Origin of the sequence: Streptomyces panaciradicis (genome assembly GCF_023516615.1) — a bacterium.
In the GTDB taxonomy this organism is placed as follows: Bacteria; Actinomycetota; Actinomycetes; order Streptomycetales; family Streptomycetaceae; genus Streptomyces; species Streptomyces panaciradicis.
Genome location: NZ_JAMGBF010000166.1, coordinates 1 through 19,068 on the forward strand (window position 1 = coordinate 1; position 19,068 = coordinate 19,068).

General features: G+C 72.9%; 13 protein-coding genes and 1 pseudogene. 8 read left to right on the top strand and 6 right to left on the bottom strand.

All coding sequences use genetic code 11. The features are described from left to right. From M8J74_RS37595 to M8J74_RS37615, 5 genes and pseudogenes are all read right to left on the bottom strand, one after another. Positions 1-591, bottom strand: a pseudogene (locus tag M8J74_RS37595) (M4 family metallopeptidase); the annotation flags it as partial. A 252-nt stretch (positions 592-843) separates the two neighbouring features. Next, positions 844-2,550: an ABC transporter ATP-binding protein gene (locus M8J74_RS37600; protein WP_249840745.1), complete on the bottom strand. Its 1,707-nt coding sequence runs from the start codon at positions 2,548-2,550 to the stop codon at positions 844-846. Positions 2,551-2,630: 80 nt separating this feature from the next. Beyond that, on the bottom strand, positions 2,631-4,343 hold the full coding sequence (locus M8J74_RS37605; protein ID WP_249840734.1) for an ABC transporter ATP-binding protein: 1,713 nt from the start codon (positions 4,341-4,343) through the stop codon (positions 2,631-2,633). Between the two features lie 48 nt (positions 4,344-4,391). Next, positions 4,392-6,254: an ABC transporter ATP-binding protein gene (locus tag M8J74_RS37610; RefSeq protein WP_249840735.1), complete on the bottom strand. Its 1,863-nt coding sequence runs from the start codon at positions 6,252-6,254 to the stop codon at positions 4,392-4,394. After that, complete coding sequence (locus M8J74_RS37615) at positions 6,251-8,029, bottom strand: ABC transporter ATP-binding protein (protein WP_249840736.1); 1,779 nt, start codon at positions 8,027-8,029, stop codon at positions 6,251-6,253. The genes M8J74_RS37610 and M8J74_RS37615 overlap by 4 nt, the downstream gene beginning before the upstream one ends. Before the next feature lie 205 nt (positions 8,030-8,234). Here M8J74_RS37615 and M8J74_RS37620 point away from each other — a divergent pair, with 205 nt between their 5' ends. Genes M8J74_RS37620 through M8J74_RS37635 form a run of 4 tightly spaced genes read left to right on the top strand, consistent with a single transcriptional unit; the run spans position 8,235 to position 11,835 of the window. After that, positions 8,235-9,191 (top strand): ABC transporter ATP-binding protein, encoded by a 957-nt coding sequence (locus tag M8J74_RS37620; protein WP_249840737.1) that lies wholly within the window; start codon positions 8,235-8,237, stop codon positions 9,189-9,191. Continuing rightward, positions 9,188-9,922 (top strand): ABC transporter permease, encoded by a 735-nt coding sequence (locus tag M8J74_RS37625; RefSeq protein ID WP_249840738.1) that lies wholly within the window; start codon positions 9,188-9,190, stop codon positions 9,920-9,922. The genes M8J74_RS37620 and M8J74_RS37625 overlap by 4 nt, the downstream gene beginning before the upstream one ends. Before the next feature lie 25 nt (positions 9,923-9,947). Beyond that, the gene (locus M8J74_RS37630) at positions 9,948-11,216 is read left to right on the top strand and encodes a sensor histidine kinase (protein ID WP_249840739.1); all 1,269 of its coding nucleotides are present in this window, start codon (positions 9,948-9,950) and stop codon (positions 11,214-11,216) included. Continuing rightward, complete coding sequence (locus M8J74_RS37635; protein ID WP_249840740.1) at positions 11,206-11,835, top strand: response regulator; 630 nt, start codon at positions 11,206-11,208, stop codon at positions 11,833-11,835. Before M8J74_RS37630 ends, M8J74_RS37635 begins: the two co-directional genes overlap by 11 nt. 1 nt (position 11,836) lies before the next feature. On the opposite strand, the gene glgX is transcribed toward M8J74_RS37635, so the two are convergent. Then, on the bottom strand, positions 11,837-14,071 hold the full coding sequence (gene glgX, locus M8J74_RS37640) for a glycogen debranching protein GlgX (protein ID WP_249840741.1): 2,235 nt from the start codon (positions 14,069-14,071) through the stop codon (positions 11,837-11,839). A 150-nt stretch (positions 14,072-14,221) separates the two neighbouring features. On the opposite strand from glgX, the gene M8J74_RS37645 reads away from it, so the two are divergent. The 4 genes from M8J74_RS37645 (at position 14,222) to M8J74_RS37660 (ending at position 18,404) form a co-directional block, all read left to right on the top strand. Then, positions 14,222-15,424 carry a L,D-transpeptidase gene (locus M8J74_RS37645; protein ID WP_249840742.1) on the top strand — a complete coding sequence of 401 codons (1,203 nt, stop codon included), beginning with the start codon at positions 14,222-14,224 and terminating at the stop codon, positions 15,422-15,424. A gap of 123 nt (positions 15,425-15,547) precedes the next feature. Continuing rightward, positions 15,548-16,792 (top strand): L,D-transpeptidase, encoded by a 1,245-nt coding sequence (locus tag M8J74_RS37650; protein ID WP_283949074.1) that lies wholly within the window; start codon positions 15,548-15,550, stop codon positions 16,790-16,792. Positions 16,793-16,868: 76 nt separating this feature from the next. Continuing rightward, positions 16,869-17,636 carry an enoyl-CoA hydratase/isomerase family protein gene (locus M8J74_RS37655; RefSeq protein WP_249840744.1) on the top strand — a complete coding sequence of 256 codons (768 nt, stop codon included), beginning with the start codon at positions 16,869-16,871 and terminating at the stop codon, positions 17,634-17,636. Positions 17,637-17,900: 264 nt separating this feature from the next. Then, positions 17,901-18,404, top strand: a complete 504-nt coding sequence (locus M8J74_RS37660; RefSeq protein WP_142142597.1) for an ATP-binding protein — start codon at positions 17,901-17,903, stop codon at positions 18,402-18,404. Positions 18,405-19,068: the final 664 nt, after the last annotated feature.

A 19,068-nucleotide genomic window follows, 5' to 3' on the forward strand; every position in this document is an offset into this window, starting at 1 on the left:
CGTGCCGTCGTCCTGGAAGCCGCCGATGACGGTCTCGTAGGCGAGGACCGGCTTGCCGCTCGCCGCCCAGATCACCTTGCGGGCGCTGTCGGCGCCGGCCTTGGTCCCGCCGAGGGCCTTCGCGCGGCTCACCGCCTGCTTCTCGGCGGCCGCCTTCGTGATGTCCGGGGTGACGTCGGAGACCTTGATGGCCGCGTTCGTTGCCTTGATGACGCGCTCGGTGGCGCCCGACTTGGCGGTGTCGACGACGAGGTCGCCGCCGAGGACGGGCAGACCGGCGTACGTGCGCTCGTAGCGGGTGTGCAGGGTGCCGTCGGCGTCCTTGACGACGTCGCGGGCGACGAGCTTCTCCTTCGACCCGAGGCCGATGTCACGGGCCGTCTGGCTGCGGGCCGTGTCGGCGTCGCGCAGCAGCTCGGCGCGCTGCGAGGGGGAGAGCTTGACGGCCGCGTGGGCCGGGTTGCCCTTGGCGGAGGCCTGCGCCGGGGCGGCGGAGGCGGCGCCCGTCTGGACGGCCGCGGCGAGCAGGGCGGTGACGCCGGCTATGGCGAGGGTGTGGGAGGTGCGTCTGCGAGAGGAACTGCTTCTCAACACTGACTCCTTCTGCGTGGCCGCGGATCGCGCGACCAGTGGGGATCCGGACGGTGGGTCGACCGCCCGGGCAGAACTGGGGTGGAGCTGTGGGGTTGCTGTGTTGAAGCTGTGGGAAGGGTGGCAGGAGATTGACCGCCTGTCAGGAGCGCGTCAGGAACTTGGCCAGAATTGGTTCGTTGACCGGATGTCCGTGTTCGCTATGCGAACGTGCCGCTGGCCTATGAGCCGATCACCCGGCCCGTGACCCGATCACCCGGGGTGCGGTCCCTCCCCGTGCCACGTCCCCCACAGCGCCGCGTACGCGCCGTCCGCCGCCACCAGCTGCTCATGGGTGCCCAGTTCGGTGAGCCGGCCGTTCTCCATCACGGCCACGCGGTCCGCGTCGTGCGCGGTGTGCAGGCGGTGCGCGATCGCGATGACCGTGCGGCCCGCCAGCACGGCGGCCAGGGCGCGCTCGGTGTGACGGGCAGTCGCCGGGTCCAGCAGCGCCGTCGCCTCGTCGAGGATCAGGGTGTGCGGGTCGGCCAGCACCACGCGCGCCAGGGCCAGTTGCTGCGCCTGCGAACCGTCGGTGTGCCGGCCCCCGTCGCCGAGCGGGGTGTCCAGGCCGTCCGGCAGCTCGCGCACCCACTCCCCGGCGCCCACCGCCGCGAGCGCCGCCCACAACTCCTCGTCCGTCGCGTCCGGTTCGGCCACGAGCAGGTTGTCGCGGACCGTGCCGAGGAACACGTGGTGCTCCTGGGTGACCAGGACGACCTGCCGGCGCAGCTGCTCGGGACCGAGGTCGACGACGGGCACGCCGCCGACGGTCACCGATCCCTCGGTCGGCGCGTCGACGCCCGCCAGGAGCCGGCTGAGGGTCGTCTTCCCGGCCCCCGAGGGACCGACGACCGCCAGCCGCTCCCCGGGCCGTACGGTCAGGTCGACCCCGTGCAGCACCTCGCCGCCGCGGTCGTAGGCGTACCGCACCCCGGCCACGTCGATCCGGTCGTCGGCCGGCGTCGGCGAGCCGTCCCGCACCGCCCGCGGCGCCCGGGCCAGGCCCTCGACGCGGGCGAACGAGGCGCCGCTGTTCTGCAGTTGCTCGATCCGCATCAGGATCTCGTCGAGCGGCCCGCTCAGCCGCTGCAGATACAGGGCGGCCGCCACCACCGCGCCCAGGCTCAGCGTGCCCCGCCCGTGCAGCAGCCCGCCGGTCAGCAGGACCGCGGCGACCGGGAGGAGGTAGGACACCTCCACCACGGGGAAGAACACGCTCCGCAGAAACAGCGTGTACAGCCGGGTGCGCCGGGACGTCTCCAGCGCGTCCCGGGCGGCCCGCACGCGCCGCTCCTGAAGCCGCAGCGCCTCCACCGTGCGGGCACCGGCCGCCGTCGCCGCGAGGATCTCCGCCACCTCCGAGGTCGCGGCTCCCTCGGCCAGATAGCCGTCCCGGGCGCGCCGCAGATACCAGCGCACGCCCCACGCGATGGGAATGAGACCGAGCAGACCGCACGCGCCCAGCAGCGGGTGCAGCGCGAACACGGCGCCGAGCAGGAACAGCGCCTGCACGCCGTTGATGAGCAGGTCCGGGCCCGCGTCGCGCAGGGTGGTGCCGACCAGCGCCACGTCACCCGTGCCGCGCGCGGTCAGATCACCGGTGCCGGCCCGCTCCACGACCGACGCGGGCAGTGCGAGCGCACGGTCGACGAACTCCTCCCGCACCCGGGCCAGCGTCCGCTCGCCGAAGCGATGGCCGACATAGCGCGCCCAGCGGGCCAGCAGCAGCTGCGCGAGCGAGCAGAGCAGGATCCACAGGGCCAGCCGGTCGACGGCGCCGACGCCCCCGCCGGCCCGCACCTCGTCCACGATCCGCCCCACCAGCCAGGGCCCGGCCAGCCCGGCACCGGCGGCGCACGCGTTGAGCGCCAGTACGGCCGTGAAGGCCCGGACGTCGGCGCGCACGAGCCGCACCATCGCGCGCCGCACGTCGGCGCGTTCGGCGACGGGAAGACGCCCGGTGGGGTCCGGCGCCACCGGGCGAGGGGAAGGCGCGGTCACCGGACGACCTCCTCGGCGTCCGCGTCCCGGGCCACCAGTGCCCGGTAGGCGGGTTCCGCATCCAGCAGTTCGCGGTGGCTCCCGGCCGCCACGGCCGCTCCGTCCACCAGGAAGTACACGGTGTCCGCCCGGTCCAGCACGAGCGGGGACGTCGTCGTGACCAGCGTCGTACGGCCCTGCCGCGCCGCGCGCAACCGCTCGGCGACCCGCGCCTCGGTGTGGGCGTCCAGGGCCGACGTCGGCTCCACGGCGAGCAGCACCTCGGGGTCGGCCAGCAGGGCGCGCACCAGCCGCACCCGCTGGCGCTGGCCGCCGGAGAGGTTGCGGCCCTGGGCCTCGATCACCGAGTCGAGCCCGTCCGGCAGCCCGTGCACGACGTCCTCCGCGACCGCCGTGCGCACCGCCCGCTCGATGTCCTCCTGCGCCTGCTCCCGCCGCCCGCAGACCAGGGAGCGCAGTGTCTGCGCGAACAGGTCCGCCTCGTGGTCGGCGACCAGGACGCGCTCCCTGATCCGCGCCACCGCGATGTCGGCCAGCGGGAGGCCGCCCCAGGTCGCCGCCGACGGCGTGTATCCCCCCAGCCGGTCGACGACGGCCGCCGCGTCGGAGGGGCGGGCCGCGGCCAGCGCGGTCAGCCCGCCCGGCCGGACCCGCACCCCCGACTCGGGGTCGTACAGTTCCGCAAGCCCCTCCGGCGCGTCACGGGTGCCGGTGTCGGCGAGGGGCTCGAGCCGCAGGAACCGTATGACACGGCGGGCCGCCACCAGCCCCCGGCTGATCTGGTAGCCGCACTCCACCCAGAAGGCCACCGGGCCCACCAGCACCGCCACATAGCCGTAGACCGACACCAACTGGCCGACGGTGATGAGCCCTTGGGCGGCCAGCCGGGCCGCCAGCCAGGTCACCAGGGCCAGGAACAGCGTCGGCAGGCCCACCCCGAGCGCCTGGACCCAGCTGGTGACCGCGCCGACCCGGTAGCCCTGCCGGCGCAGGCGCTGCGAGTCGTGCCGGAAGGCCTGCGCGAACAGTCCCTTGCCGCCGAGGCCGTTGAGGACCCGCAGCCCGCCCGCGAGGTCGGCGATCCGGGCGGTCAGCACGCCCTGCCGCTCCCGGTACTCGGTCTCCGCGCCCTGCAGCCGGGCCAGCAGCGGGCCCACGAGGACGACGATCACGGGCATGCCGAGCAGGACCACGGCCGCCACTAGCGGGGACACGGACAGCAGCAGCCCGGCGACCACGAGGTAGGCGACCACCGCCCCGACGCCGGGCCCCACCACCGTCAGCGACTGGCTGATCGTCTGCACGTCGCCCACGCCGATCGTGACGACCTCCCCGGCCCCCACCCGGCGCCGCAGCGCGGCCCCCAGCCGCACCGCCTGGTCCACGACCACCTTCACCGTGCGGAAGTTGGCGTCCATGCGCACCCGGGTCATGGTGCGGTGCCGCATGATGCTCAGCCAGGCGTTGAACGCCCCGACCGCGAACAGCACGGCCGTCCAGCCCGCCAGCGCCGGGAAGTCGCCCGGCACCAGCCCGTCGTCGATCGCCCGGGACAGCAGATATGGGGTCGCCGCCAGCAGGGCCATCCACACGCTGCCCAGCACCGCCCCGGCGGCGGATCTGCCGGGCTGGCAGCGCACCAGCCACAGCAGATACCGGGCGCCGCCACGACGGTCGGGCTCCCCGGGCTCCTCGTACGCGTCGATCACCTGTCCCCCTGGAAGGTCGCACCACAGATCACTCGTCCCGGCGCGAGGTCACGCCAGACTGTCCCGCCACGCCCGGTGCAGGTCCGCGAACCGGCCGGTGCCCGCGACGAGTTCGGCCGGTGCGCCGTCCTCGACGATCCGGCCGTGCTCCATCACCAGGACCCGGTCGGCGATCTCCACCGTCGACAGCCGGTGGGCGATGACGACCGCCGTACGGCCGCGCAGGACCGTCGACATGGCGCGCTGCACGGCCCGCTCACCGGGGACGTCCAGCGAGCTGGTCGCCTCGTCGAGGATCAGCACGGCCGGGTCCGCCAGCAACGCCCGTGCGAACGCCACGAGTTGACGCTGGCCGGCGGAGATGCGGCCGCCCCGCTTGCGTACGTCGGTGTCGTACCCGTCGGGCAGCGCCTCGATGAAGTCGTGCGCGCCGATCGCCTTCGCGGCCCGCTCGATCTGCTCACGGCTCGCCTCCGGCCGCCCGATGGCGATGTTCTCGGCGACCGTGCCGGAGAACAGGAACGCCTCCTGCGTCACCATCACCACCCCGCGCCGCAGCTCGGGCACGGACAGCTCGCGCAGGTCGACGCCGTCGAGCAGGACCCGCCCCTCGGACGGGTCGTAGAAACGGGCGAGCAGTTTCGCCAGCGTCGACTTGCCGGCGCCGGTGGTGCCGACGACCGCGACCGTCTGCCCGGCCGGCAGCGTGAGGTCGAAGCGGGGCAGGACCTCGCCGCCGGTGCGGTAGCCGAAGCGCACGCCGTCGAAGACGACCTCGCGGCCGGGGCCCCGGCCGTCGGCGAGGGCGGGGAGCCGCACGGGCGCCGAGGGCTCCGGGACGGACGGCGTCTGCGCGAGCAGACCGGCGATCTTCTCCAGCGACGCCGCCGCCGACTGATAGGCGTTCAGGAACATGCCCAGCCGGTCGATGGGGTCGTACAGCCGGCGCAGGTACAGCACCGCCGCCGCCAGCACGCCGAGCTCCAGCGAGCCGTCCGCCACCCGGTAGGCGCCCCACAGCACGATCGCCGCGACGGCGGTGTTGGCGACCAGCCGGGAGCCCACGACATAGCGGGCCATCTCCAGCATCGCGTCGCCGTTGGTCCGCTCGTGGCGCCGGTTGAGCACCCCGAACTCGGCGTCGTTGGCGGCCTCCCGGCGAAAGGCGCGCACCGGGCGGATGCCGTTCATCGTCTCGACGAACTTCACGATCACCGCCGCGATGGCCGTCGACCGCACCCGGTACACCCGTCCCGCGCGCCGCTGGTAGAGCCGTACCAGCAGATACAGCGGCACGAACGACACCACCGCCAGCGCCCCGATGCCCGGGTCCAGCCACAGCAGCATCGCCGAGATGGACACGAAGGACAGGACGACCGTCACGAGCTCCTGCAGGCCCTCGTTCAGCAGCTCGCGCAGCGACTCCACGTCCGTGGTGGAACGCGAGATCAGCCGGCCGCTCGTGTACCGCTCGTGGAAGTCGATGCTCAACGCCTGCGCGTGCCGGAAGATCCGGCCCCGCAGGTCCAGCAGCACGTCCTGGCTGACCCGCGCCGAGGCCAGGATGAACGCCGACTGCAGCACCCCGGAGGCCAGCGCGCACAGCAGATAGGCGACGCCCACCAGCACCAGCGGCCCGTGGTCGTCGCGCCGGAGCGCCGGTACGGCGTTGTCGATCGCGTACGCCACCAGCAGCGGGCCCGCCTGCACGGCCGCCTGCTGGAGCAGCAGCAGGAACCCGGCCAGGGCGACACGGGACCGGCGCGGGGCGAGCAGCGAGCGCAGCAGCCCGGCGGTGGCTCCCGCGGGAGTGGGCAGCACGTCCCGGTCGAAGGGGTCGGAGGGGCCCGCGGGGCGGGGGAGGTCCGGTTCGTCGTCGGCCGTGGACACGGACGTCGAGGGTGCCGTCATCGCTCGTCCTCCGCTTCCTGGGCGCCCGACATCAGGTGGGCGTACTCGGCGTTGCCGCGCAGCAGTTCGTGGTGGGTGCCCACGGCCGCGATACGGCCCCCGGACAGCAGGGCGACCCGGTCGGCGAGCAGCACGGTGGACGGGCGGTGCGCCACGATGAGCGCCGTGGTCTCGGCCAGCACGTCCCGCAGGGCGGCCTCCACGGCGGCCTCCGTGTGCACGTCCAGCGCCGACAACGGGTCGTCCAGGACCAGGAACCGGGGCCGGCCGACGACGGCCCGGGCGAGCGCGAGGCGCTGGCGCTGGCCGCCGGACAGGCTCAGGCCCTGCTCGCCGACCTGTGTGTCCGTGCCCTGCGGCAGCGCGTGCGCGAACTCGGCCTGCGCCACCGACAGGGCGCGGTTCAGCTCGGCGGCCCCGGCCCGCTCGCCGGCGCCCATGAGCACGTTCTCCCCGACGCTCGCGGAGAACAGGGTCGGTTCCTCGAAGGCCACGGCCACCTTGGCGCGCAGCTCCTCGCGGGACATGGCGGTGATGTCCTCGCCGTCCAGGGTGATGCGGCCGGAGGTGATCTCGTGCAGGCGGGGGACGAGCGCGGTGAGGGTGGTCTTGCCGCTTCCGGTCGCACCGACCAGCGCCATGGACTCGCCGGGACGGATGTGCAGGTCGATCCGGTCCAGGACGGGGGGCGAGCCGTCCGGGGCGTCGGGGTAGCGGAAGCGGACGTCGTGGAAGCGCAGGCCGCTGTCCCGCGACCGCGGCACGCCGGATCGCCCGGAGTCCTCCTGCTCCTCGTCCAGCACCTCGAAGTACCGCTCGGTGGCCGTCGCCGCCTCCTGGCTCATCGCCAGCAGGAAGCCGATGGAGTCCACCGGCCACCGCAGCGCGAGCGCCGTCGACAAGAACGCCACCAGCGTCCCCGCCGACAGCGAACCGTCCGCCACCCGCACGGTCCCCAGCACCAGCGCCGCCCCGATGGCCAGTTCCGGCAGTGTCACGATGACGCCGAAGATCGTGGCCAGCAGCCCCGCCTTGCGCAGCTCCGTCCCGCGCAGCGTCCGCGACAGCTCCCGGAACGCCCGTGCCTGGCTGCGGTGGCGCCCGAAGCCCTTGATGATGCGGATGCCGAGCACGCTCTCCTCGACGACCGTCGTCAGATCGCCGACCTGGTCCTGCGCGAGCCGCGCCACGCGCGCGTACCGCTTCTCGAAGACCACGCAGGTGACCACGACGGGCACGGCCGGCACCAGGATCACCAGGCCCAGCGTCCAGTCCTGCAGCAGCATGATGGTCACACCGACGAGGATCGTCACGCCGTTGACCAGGAGGAACGTCAGCGGGAAGGCGAGGAACTGGCGCAGCAGCATCAGGTCCGTCGTGCCGCGCGAGAGCAACTGCCCCGAGGCCCACCGGTCGTGGAAGGCGACCGGCAGCCGCTGCAGGTGCCCGTACAGCGTGGCCCGCATGCCCGCCTCGACGCCGGACAGCGGCCGCGCCACCAGCCAGCGCCGCAGCCCGAACAGCAGCGCCTCGGCCACCCCCAGGAGCAGCAGGTACAGCGCGCCGAGCCACACGCCCGCCGGATCGCGGTCGGCCACGGGGCCGTCCACCATCCACTTCAGCACCAGCGGGATGACGAGACCCACGCAGGAGGCGACGATCGCCACGAACGCGGCCGTCACCAGCCGCGCCCGCACGGCCCGGACATGGGGCCACAGGCGGAGCAGGGTGCGTACGGCCGACCGGTCGTTGGTGGTTGCACGAGTCGTGGGCATCAGGGGTGAGCCTACGGATCGGCACTGACAACGCCCACCGAGTTTTGGCCGGACCGGAATCGGCCCATGGTCCTACGACCTGCGCGTTCGAGCGGCCGCACGGGAGCGGTGGCGGGGTCGTAGGGCCGCATCCACCGATCGGTCGATGCGGCTTCGAGCGCGACGGCCGATGTGGCCGGACCCCGCCTTTGGCGACGCTGGTGCCATGTCCGTCATCGAAGTCACCGACCTGCGCAAGAGTTACGGCGGCCGGGCCGCCGTCGACGGGGTCTCCCTCGCCGTCGAGGAGGGCGAGATCTTCGGGATCCTCGGCCCGAACGGCGCCGGCAAGACCACCACCGTCGAGTGCGTCGAGGGGCTGCGCGTCCCCGACGCCGGCCGCGTCCGCGTCACCGGCCTCGACCCCGTCGCCGACCACGCACGCGTGGCCCGCGTCCTGGGCGCCCAGCTCCAGCAGAGCGAGCTGCAGCCCAAGCTCACCGTCCGCGAGGCGCTGGAGCTGTACGCCTCCTTCTACCCGCGCCCGCTCGACTGGGCGCCGCTCGCCGAACGCCTCGGCCTCACCGCACAGCTCACCACCCGGTTCGCCAGGCTGTCGGGCGGTCAGAAGCAACGCCTGTTCATCGCCCTGGCGTTGATCGGCAACCCCCGTGTCGTCGTCCTCGACGAACTCACCACCGGCCTCGACCCGCGGGCCCGCCGGGACACCTGGCAGCTCATCGAGGACGTCCGGGCGAGCGGGGTGACGGTCCTGCTGGTCACCCACTTCATGGAGGAGGCCCAGCGGCTGTGCGACCGGATCGCCGTCATCGACAAGGGACGGGTGGCCGCCCTGGACACCCCGGCCGGCCTGATCCGGCGCTCGGCGGGCGCCACGGTCATCAGCTTCACCCCGTCCGCCCCGCTGGACGACGGTGAGCTGGCCGCCCTGCCCGCGCTCGCCTCCGTCGACCGCAAGGAGGGCCGGATCACGCTGGCCGGCACCGACGAGACCGTCAACGCCGTCATCACCCTCCTCGCCCGCCACCGCGTCACCGCCCACCAGCTCCGCGTCGTGGACGCCACGCTCGACGACGCCTTCCTCGACCTGACGAATACCGACACGAAGGCCGACACGGCCGACACGGCCGACACGGCCGACACGAAGGAGACCGCGTCATGAGCACCGCCGTCCTGCGGACCGAGGTCCGGCTCTTCCGCCGTGAACCCGGCGCGATCTTCTGGATCCTGCTCTTCCCGACCCTGCTGCTGGTGATCCTCGGCTCGATCCCCGGCTTCCGGGAGCACCAGAGCGACCTCGGCGGACTGCGCACCATCGACGTCTACGTCCCGGTCGCCGTCCTGCTCGGCCTGATCGTCGGCGGCCTGCAGTCCATGCCGCAGACCCTCACCGGCTACCGCGAGCGCGGCATCCTGCGCCGGATGGCCACCACGCCCGTCCGCCCCTCCGCCCTGCTGTCCGCGCAGATGGCGGTGTACGGCGGCGCGGCCCTGGCCTCGGCGCTGCTGGCCCTGGTGACCGGGCGGCTGGCCTTCGGCGTACGGCTGCCCGAGCAGCCCCTCGGCTACCTCCTCGCGTTGCTCCTGGCCGTCCTGGTCGCCCTCGCTCTCGGATCGGTGGTGTCGGCGCTGTCCCGTACGACGAAGATCGCGGGCGCGATCGGATCGGCCGTGTTCTTCCCGTCGATGTTCTGCGCGGGCGTGTGGCTTCCGGTGCAGTCCATGCCGCACCTGATGGCGAGGATCGTCGACTGCACGCCCTTCGGCGCCGCCGCGCAGGCCCTGAACCAGGCGGCGGCCGGCCACTGGCCCGGCTGGGGCCACCTCGGTGTGCTCGCGGCGTGGATCCTGCTGCTGACCGGCGCGGCCGTGCGCTGGTTCCGCTGGGAGTAGGGACGGGGCCGTGCAGACTGAGGACATGACCGGGGTGGACACGCAGATCGAGCGGCGCTGGGAGCAGTTCCACACCTGGGGGCCGTACGGGCTGCTGTTCATCGGTCTCGTCCCCGCCCTCGCCACCGCCGACCCGCACGCCGGAGCGGGCAAGTGGTACACCGCCTGGGCCCTGCTCGGCGCGGCGGTCGTCCTCCAGCTGTGGTGGCACAGCACCCGCCCCCAGGGCCCCGACCGCCGCCGCACCCCCTCCCGGGCCGGGACCGCGTACTACGCCGTCCGCTGGGCGCTGGCCTTCGCCCTCACCTGGCTCAACCCGTTCTTCGCGTTCTACGCCGCGACCGGCTACATGGACGCCGACGAGACCATCCCGGGCAGCCGGTGGCAGCGGCTCGGGCTGTTCGCCAGCGCCGTCACCGTGGCGGGCGCGCAGGCCGGCGGGATGCCGTTCCACGGCGCGGTCCAGTGGCTGGTCTTCCTCGCGCTGCTGGCCGCCAACTCCGGTCTGCAGATGGTGGTCGCCCATCTCACCGAGCAGGAGACGCGACGGGCCCACGAGCGGACCGAGACCATCACCGAACTGGAGCGCACCAACGCCGCGTTGCAGCAGGCGCTCGACGAGAACGCCGCGCTGCACGCCCAACTCCTGGTCCAGGCACGGGAGGCGGGGGTCGCCGACGAGCGGCGGCGCCTTGCCGCCGAGATCCACGACACCATCGCCCAGGGCCTGACCGGCATCATCGCCCAGCTCCAGGTCGTGGCGAACACCCCCGACGAGAAGGCGGCCCGCGAGCACGTGGGCCGTGCCGTGGAGCTGGCCCGGCACAGCCTGGGGGAGGCCCGCCGCTCCGTCCACAACCTCGCCCCGGCCGCCCTGGACAACGACGGACTGCCCCAGGCGCTGAAGAAGACGGTCTTCGCATGGGGCGAACGCACCGGCGTACGGGCCGACTTCACCGTCACCGGCACCGCCGAGCAGCTGCACGGCGAGGTGGCGGCCACCCTGCTGCGCATCGTCCAGGAGGCCCTGTCCAACGCCGCCCGCCACGCCCGGGCCACCCGCGTCGGGGTCACCCTGTCCTTCATGGGCGACGAGGTCGTCCTCGACATCCGCGACGACGGCACCGGCTTCGACCCGGCCGCCGTACCGGCCCGCACCGCCTCCGGAGGCTTCGGCCTGGACGGCATGCGGGCCCGCGCCGAACGCATCGCCGGCTCCCTCACCGTCGAGTCCGAGCCGGGGCACGGCACGGCGCTGTCGGCTCGCGTACCGTTGGTCCGCCATGACCCATGACATCTCCGTGCTGATCGTCGACGACCATCCCGTCGTACGGGACGGTCTGCGCGGCATGTTCGAGTCCGCTCCGGGCTTCCGCGTCCTCGGCGAGGCCGCGAACGGCGTCGAGGCGGTCGAGCGGGCCGCCGCGCTCGACCCCGACGTGGTCCTGATGGACCTGCGCATGCCGGGCGGCGGCGGGGTCGACGCCATCGCCGAGCTCACCCGGCGCGGCGCCCGCGCCAAGGTGCTCGTGCTGACGACGTACGACACCGACACCGACACGCTTCCGGCGATCGAGGCCGGCGCTACGGGCTACCTGCTCAAGGACGCCCCGCGCGACGAGCTGTTCACCGCCGTGCGCGCCGCCGCCGAGGGCCGCACCGTCCTCTCCCCGGCCGTCGCCTCCCGCCTGGTCTCCGCGGTGCGCGCCCCCGGCAACGAGCCCCTCTCGGCCCGCGAGCGCGAGGTCCTCGCCCTGGTCGCCAGGGGCACCTCCAACCGGGAGATCGCCCGCGAACTGTTCATCAGCGAGGCGACGGTGAAGACCCACCTCACCCACCTGTACGCCAAGCTGGGCGTGAACGACCGCGCCGCCGCGGTGGCCACCGCCTACCAGCGCGGCATCCTCGGCTAGCTCATCCGGCCACCCGCAGCAGCAGGACCGAGCGGGCCGGGACCGTGATCGTCGCTCCTGCGCGGTGCGTCGTCCCCGGTTCCTCCGCCTGTGTCTCGCGTGAGGTGTCGACGACCACCTCGTACCGCTCGGCCCAGGGCGGCCCCGGCAGCACGAAGCCCGACGGGCGGTCGCCGGCGTGCAGGACGGCGAGGAAGCTGTCGTCGAGGATCGCCTCGCCGCGCTCGTCGCGGCCCGGGATGTCCCGCCCGGAGAGGTACATGCCGAGCGTGGCGGCGGGCGCGTACCAGTCCCGTTCCGTCATCTCCGCACCGCGCGCGGTGAACCAGGCCAGGTCGCGCAGGCCGTCCGCCGAGTGCGCGCGGCCCGAGAAGAAGGCGCGGCGGCGCAGCACCGGGTGGCGGTGGCGCAGCGCGATCAGCCGGGAGGTGAGGTCGAACAGCGCCTTCCAGCCGGGCTCCGCCAGCAGGCTCCAGTCCAGCCAGCCGATCTCGTTGTCCTGGCAGTAGGCGTTGTTGTTGCCGCGCTGGGTGCGGCCCAGTTCGTCACCGGCGACCAGCATCGGCACGCCCGTCGACAGCAGCAGCGTGGTCAGCAGGTTCCGCAGCTGCCGCCGCCGCAGGGCCCGCACCCGCTCGTCGTCGGTCTCGCCCTCCGCCCCGCAGTTCCAGGACCGGTTGTCGTCCGTGCCGTCGCGGTTGCCCTCGCCGTTGGCCTCGTTGTGCTTGCGTTCGTACGACACCAGGTCGCGCAGGGTGAAGCCGTCGTGCGCGGTGATGAAGTTGACGGAGGCGTAGGGGCGCCGGCCGCCCCAGGCGTACAGGTCGCTGGAGCCCGACAGGCGGTAGCCGAGGTCGCGCACATCGGGCAGCGCGCCGCGCCAGAAGTCCCGTACGGCGTTGCGGTACCGGTCGTTCCACTCCGTCCACAGCGGCGGGAAGGCGCCCACCTGGTAGCCGCCGGAGCCCACGTCCCACGGCTCCGCGATCAGCTTCACGCGCCGGAGCACCGGGTCCTGGGCGATGACCGCGAGGAACGGGGAGAGCATGTCGACGTCGTGCATCGAACGGGCCAGCGCGGCGGCCAGGTCGAAGCGGAAGCCGTCGACGCCCATCTCCGTCACCCAGTAGCGCAGCGAGTCGGTGATCAGGCGCAGCACGTGCGGCTGGACCACGTGCAGGGTGTTGCCGCAGCCGGTGTAGTCGGCGTAGCGGCGCGCGTCCGACTGCAGCCGGTAGTAGCCGCGGTTGTCGATGCCCTTCAGGGACAGTGTCGGGCCCAGCTCGCCCGCCTCGGCCGTGTGGTTGTAGACGACGTCCAGGATCACCTCGATGCCGGCCGCGTGCAGCGCCCGCACCATCCGCTTGAACTCGCCGACCTGCTGTCCGGTCGTACCGGAGGCGGCGTACCCGGCGTGCGGGGCGAAGTAGCCGATGGAGTTGTAGCCCCAGTAGTTCCGCAGGCCGCGGCGCAGCAGGTGGTCCTCGTGGGCGAACTGGTGCACGGGCAGCAGTTCGACGGCCGTGACGCCCAGCTTCACCAGGTGCTCGATCGCCGCCGGGTGCGCGAGGCCCGCGTACGTGCCGCGCAGCTCCTCCGGGATGCCCGGGTGCAGCTGGGTGAAGCCCTTCACGTGCAGCTCGTAGATGACCGAGTCCGCCCACGGGGTCTTCGGGCGGCGGTCGTCGGACCAGTCGTCGTCGTCGTGGACGACGACGCCCTTGGGGACGAACGGCGCCGAGTCCCGCTCGTCGCGCACGGTGTCCGCGACGTGCTGCTGCGGCCAGTCGCGCACATGGCCGTACACCTCCGGCGGCAGGCCGAAGTCGCCGTCCACCGCGCGCGCGTACGGGTCGAGCAGCAGCTTGGCCGGGTTCCAGCGGCCGCCGGTCCACGGGTCCCAGCGACCGTGCACCCGGTAGCCGTACCGCTGCCCGGGCCCGACCCCCGGCACGAAGCCGTGCCAGATCTCGTGGGTCAGCTCGGTCAGCCGGACCCGCGTCTCCTTGCCCCGCTCGTCGAACAGGCACAGCTCCACCGCCTCCGCGCCGCCCGCCCACAGCGCGAAGTTGGTGCCCGCCACCCCGTCCGGCCCGGTACGGAACCGGGCGCCCAGCGGCGTCGGCGCACCCGGCCGCACGGGCACGCCCGGCACCCTGCGGGCCCCGCCGTCGATCACGACGGCGGGGCGCACGCCCTCCTCGGCCACCGCCTGCTGCTCGGCTGCGCTGGACACCTGTGGGCCTCCCACGGCTCGTGGAACGGAATGGAAAGGGTGTGCGGCGTCCCGGCCGCGGTGTCCCTCACGCCGTCCTCCCCACTGTTCTGCCCAGAGCGTGGCTCGCACTCACGTTTCCCCAGGGCGGGGCCGCTCGTTGGGCCCCATGTGAAGGACGCACACAGGCGCGCGCGGCGCGCGGGGGCCGCACTGGCCGCCGTACTGACATGGGCCGGGCTTCTCGCCGGCTGCACCTCCCCGCCCCGGATCGACGAGGCCCTGGGCAAGCCACCCGCCCCCGAGGACGTCATCCGGGTCTCACCGGACGACGGCAGCAAGAGCGTCCGGCCCGATCGGCGGCTGGTGGTGCGGGTGCCCAGCGGGCGGCTGGAGTCCGTGAAGGTCGTCAAGGCGCAGGACGCGCAGGAGAGCGAGGTGGCCGGCCACGTCTCCGAGGACGGCCTGCGCTGGGAGCCGGACGACGGCCGGCTCGCGCTCGCCGCCAAGTACACCGTCGACGCGGTCGCCCTGGACGGACACGGCCGCAGGTCGGCCCGCCACACGACCTTCACCACCTACGTCCCCGACGAGCGGTTCGTCGGCTACGTCACCCCCGAGAACCGCGCCACCGTCGGCACCGGCATGATCGTCTCCCTGGAGTTCAACCGGGAGGTCGAGAACCGCGCGGCCGTGGAGCGCGCGATCCGCGTCACCGCCCGCCCTGCCGTCGAGATCCGACCGCACTGGTTCGGCAGGGCCCGCCTGGACTTCCGCCCCGAGCACTACTGGAAGCCCGGCACCCAGGTCACGGTCGACCTGCGGCTGCGGGACGTCGAGGGGGCGCCCGGCGTCTACGGCATCCAGGACAGGACGTTCTCCTTCACCGTCGGCCGCAGCCAGGTCTCCCTGGTCGACGCGGCCCGGCACACCATGCAGGTGCGGCGGGACGGCGCGCTGCTGGCCACCGTGCCCATCACGGCCGGCTCGCCCAAGCACACCACCTACAACGGCAAGATGGTGGTGATGGAGATGCTCGAGGTCACCCGCATGAACAGCCGCACGGTCGGCTTCGGCGGCGAGTACGACATCCCGGACGTCCCGCACGCCATGCGCCTGACCGACTCCGGCACCTTCGTGCACGGCAACTACTGGGCGCCGGACGCTCCCGGCCGGGTCAACGTCAGCCACGGGTGCGTGGGGCTCAGGGACGTCAAGGGCGGCGGCTCCGGCACTCCCGCAGGCTGGTTCTTCGACCGCAGCCTGATCGGGGACGTGATCGAGGTGGTCCACAGCAATGACAAAAAGGTCGCTCCCGACAACGGCCTCGGGGGATGGAACATGGGGTGGAAGGAGTGGAAAGCGGGCAGTTGATGTTGGGACGAAACGGTGACCTTCGGCTGACACGATTCTCAAAACCCTCCGGTTAATATGCGCGAATGCGCTGGGCTGGCGCACTGGGGTGGGGCCCGACCAGGCCCGGGAGGGGAGAACGACTTGAACGTGCGGCCGATATCGGGGGCGTCGGTTGACGCGCGCGGGCGGAGGGCCAAGGGAGTGCCGGCGCTGATACTCGGCGCCCTGCTCCTCACCGTCACCGCGTGCGGAGGGGGCGGCTCGGGCTCCGGGTCCGGTTCCGGGGATGCCAAGGGCAAGGGCGCCGACAGCGCGCAGAGCAAGCAGTCGGTGGCGGTCGTCGCCATCGCCCCGAAGGACGGCGCGACCTCCGTCGACACCAGCGGCGCGCTCAAGGTCAGCGCCACCAAGGGCAAGTTGACGCAGGTCGAGGTCAAGACCGCCAAGGGCGAGGCGATAGCCGGGAAGATCACCGACGGCGGCGCCTCGTGGACGCCGTCCACCCACCTGGCCGCGTCCACGAAGTACACCGTGCACGCCGTCGCCAAGGACTCAGAGGGCCGCCAGGCCGCCGAGGACTCCAGCTTCACCACGCTGACCCCGAAGAACACCTTCGTCGGCAGCTTCACCCCCGAGGACGGGTCCACCGTCGGCGTCGGGATGCCGTTCTCGATCCGCTTCACCCGGGGCATCACGCACCCCGCGGACGTCGAGAAGGCCATCAGCATCAAGACCGAGCCGGCCGTCGACGTCCAGGGCCACTGGTTCGGCAACGACCGCCTCGACTTCCGCCCGGAGAACTACTGGAAGTCCGGCACCAAGGTCACCGTCAGCCTGAACCTGGACGGCGTCGAGGGCCGCCCCGGCGTCTACGGCAAGCAGGCCAAGACCGTGAAGTTCACCATCGGCCGCAACCAGGTCTCGATCGTGGACGCCAAGAAGCACACCATGAAGGTCATGCGGGACGGCAAGGTGTACAAGACCCTCGCCGTCACCACCGGCAAGCCCGGCTACGACACGTGGAACGGCCAGATGGTCATCAGCGAGAAGCTGCGGGTGACCCGGATGAACGGCGACACGGTCGGCTACGGCGGCGAGTACGACATCAAGGACGTCCCGGACGCCATGCGGCTGACCGACTCGGGCACCTTCGCCCACGGCAACTACTGGGGCGGCGACGCCTTCGGCAACTACAACGCCAGCCACGGCTGCATCGGCCTGCGCGACACGCGCGGCGGCTACGACCGCTCGCTGTCGGGCGCCTGGTTCTTCGACCACTCCATCGTCGGCGACGTGGTGACGGTGAAGAACTCGCACGACGCCACCGTCGACCCGGCCAACGGGCTCAACGGCTGGAACATGTCGTGGGAGAAGTGGACGTCGTAGACGTACGGTGATCGACGGCCCCGGTGTGAGGTACCGCACCGGGGCCGTTGGCGTTAGTGCCCGTTAACCTGCCTGCATGACCGTGAATCTCGAAGTCGCCGAAGGCGTCGGCACCATCCGTCTGGACCGTCCGCCCATGAACGCGCTGGACGTCGCCACCCAGGACCGGCTCAAGGAGCTCGCCGAGGAGGCGACCCGGCGCGAGGACGTGCGGGCCGTGATCGTCTACGGCGGGGAGAAGGTGTTCGCGGCGGGCGCGGACATCAAGGAGATGCAGAACATGGACCACACGGCGATGGTCCTGCGCGCCCGCGCCCTGCAGGACTCGTTCACCGCGGTCGCCCGCATCCCCAAGCCCGTCGTCGCGGCGATCACCGGCTACGCCCTCGGCGGCGGCTGCGAACTCGCGCTGTGCGCGGACTTCCGCATCGCCGCGGACAACGCCAAGCTCGGCCAGCCGGAGATCCTCCTCGGGCTGATCCCGGGCGCCGGCGGCACCCAGCGGCTGTCCCGGCTGATCGGCCCCTCCAAGGCCAAGGACCTGATCTTCACCGGCCGTATGGTCAAGGCGGACGAGGCGCTGACGCTGGGCCTGGTCGACCGGGTCGTCCCGGCCGCCGAGGTGTACACCGCGGCGCACGCGTGGGCGGCGAAGCTCGCGCAGGGGCCGGCGCTCGCGCTGCGGGCGGCCAAGGAGTCCGTCGACACGGGCCTGGAGACCGACATCGACACGGGGCTCGCGGTCGAACGGAACTGGTTCGCGGGCCTGTTCGCCACCGAGGACCGGGAGCGGGGGATGCGCAGCTTCGTGGAGGAGGGGCCCGGCAAGGCGAAGTTCCTCTGAACCGCTTGCAATTGACACGCTGTCTGATCCGGTGGTCCCTCGATGGGGCGGTTTATGGGAGCCTTAAGGCAACCTTAAGTCTGGCTTGTCGAGGGGCGCGGTCGATTGCCGGCCTCGGGGCCTGCGCCGCAGCTCAACCGGGCTGTGAGTGACCCCGAATTGACTTTGGCATATGCCGAACGGCTCATCCGGAGCGGTTCATTCCGGGGGGCGTATTCCCCCGGAACGGCCCCGGAGTGAGCTTTCGGCGGCCATGATGGGGGCATGGCGGGGCTGGAGGGCATCGAACAGCCGCGGGGACACGGCCGTGCGACGGCGGCGCGCTGGTCGCCCGCGGTGGAGGACGAACGGGCGCTGAAGGCGCTGGAACTGTTCGGCAACCCGACGGAGGCGGAGGTCCCGCTCCCCTCCCGCCCCGAGTCCGCGGCCACCGCCCGCCGTCTCGCCCAGGTCGTCGTCCTGCGCCAGTGGGGACTGACGCCGAAGATGACCGAGGACGTGGTCCTGCTGGTCTCCGAACTGGTCGGCAACGCCGTCCGGCACACCGGCGCCCGGGTCTTCGGCCTCCGGATGCGCCGCCGCAGGGGCTGGATCCGCATCGAGGTCCGCGACCCCTCCCGAGGGCTCCCGTGCCTGATGCCCGTCCAGGAGACCGACATCAGCGGCCGCGGCCTGTTCCTGGTCGACAAGCTCTCCGACCGCTGGGGCGTCGACCTGCTGCCCCGCGGCAAGACAACCTGGTTCGAAATGCGCGTCGCCGACCGCTAGGGCCTGCCGGTCCGGCTCGCCGCGAGCTGAGGCGACCCGGCTTCGGCGAGCCGCCGCCGGCTGAAGCTGTTCCGGCCGGGCTCGCCGGGTCGCGAGACCAACTGCCTTCGGAGCGTGGCGTCGCGAACCGGCGGCGCCCTTCCGGCCCGGTTCGCCGCATGTGAGGCGACCCGGCTTCGGCGAGCCGCCGCCGGCTGAAGCTGTTCCGGCCGGGCTCGCCGGGTCGCGAGACCAACTGCCTTCGGAGTGTGGCGTCGCGAACCGCCGGGGCCTGTCCGGTCCGCTGGGCGCTGCGGGATGACCGGGCTTCCAGTGTGGCGTCGCGAACCGGCGGCGCCCTTCCGGCCCGGTTCGCCGCATGTGAGGCGACCCGGCTTCGGCGAGCCGCCGCCGGCTGAAGCTGTTCCGGCCGGGCTCGCCGGGTCGCGAGACCAACTGCCTTCGGAGTGTGGCGTCGCGAACCGCCGGGGCCTGTCCGGTCCGCTGGGCGCTGCGGGATGACCGGGCTTCCAGTGTGGCGTCGCGAACCGGCGGCGCCCTTCCGGCCCGGTTCGCCGCATGTGAGGCGACCCGGCTTCGGCGAGCCGCCGCCGGCTGAAGCCGTTCCGGCCGGGCTCGCCGGGTCGCGAGACCAACTGCCTTCGGAGCGTGGCGTCGCGAACCG

Bases quoted from the DNA above. Each gene is read 5' to 3' on its own strand.
- M8J74_RS37620 (WP_249840737.1), top strand. From the start codon at position 8,235: ATGTCCGTCATCGAAGTCACCGACCTGCGCAAGAGTTACGGCGGCCGG.
- M8J74_RS37655 (WP_249840744.1), top strand. From the start codon at position 16,869: ATGACCGTGAATCTCGAAGTCGCCGAAGGCGTCGGCACCATCCGTCTG.
- M8J74_RS37600 (WP_249840745.1), bottom strand. From the start codon at position 2,550: ATGGTGCGGCTCGTGCGCGCCGACGTCCGGGCCTTCACGGCCGTACTG.
- M8J74_RS37635 (WP_249840740.1), top strand. From the start codon at position 11,206: ATGACCCATGACATCTCCGTGCTGATCGTCGACGACCATCCCGTCGTA.
- M8J74_RS37660 (WP_142142597.1), top strand. From the start codon at position 17,901: ATGGCGGGGCTGGAGGGCATCGAACAGCCGCGGGGACACGGCCGTGCG.
- M8J74_RS37625 (WP_249840738.1), top strand. From the start codon at position 9,188: ATGAGCACCGCCGTCCTGCGGACCGAGGTCCGGCTCTTCCGCCGTGAA.
- M8J74_RS37610 (WP_249840735.1), bottom strand. From the start codon at position 6,254: ATGACGGCACCCTCGACGTCCGTGTCCACGGCCGACGACGAACCGGAC.
- M8J74_RS37615 (WP_249840736.1), bottom strand. From the start codon at position 8,029: ATGCCCACGACTCGTGCAACCACCAACGACCGGTCGGCCGTACGCACC.
- M8J74_RS37630 (WP_249840739.1), top strand. From the start codon at position 9,948: ATGACCGGGGTGGACACGCAGATCGAGCGGCGCTGGGAGCAGTTCCAC.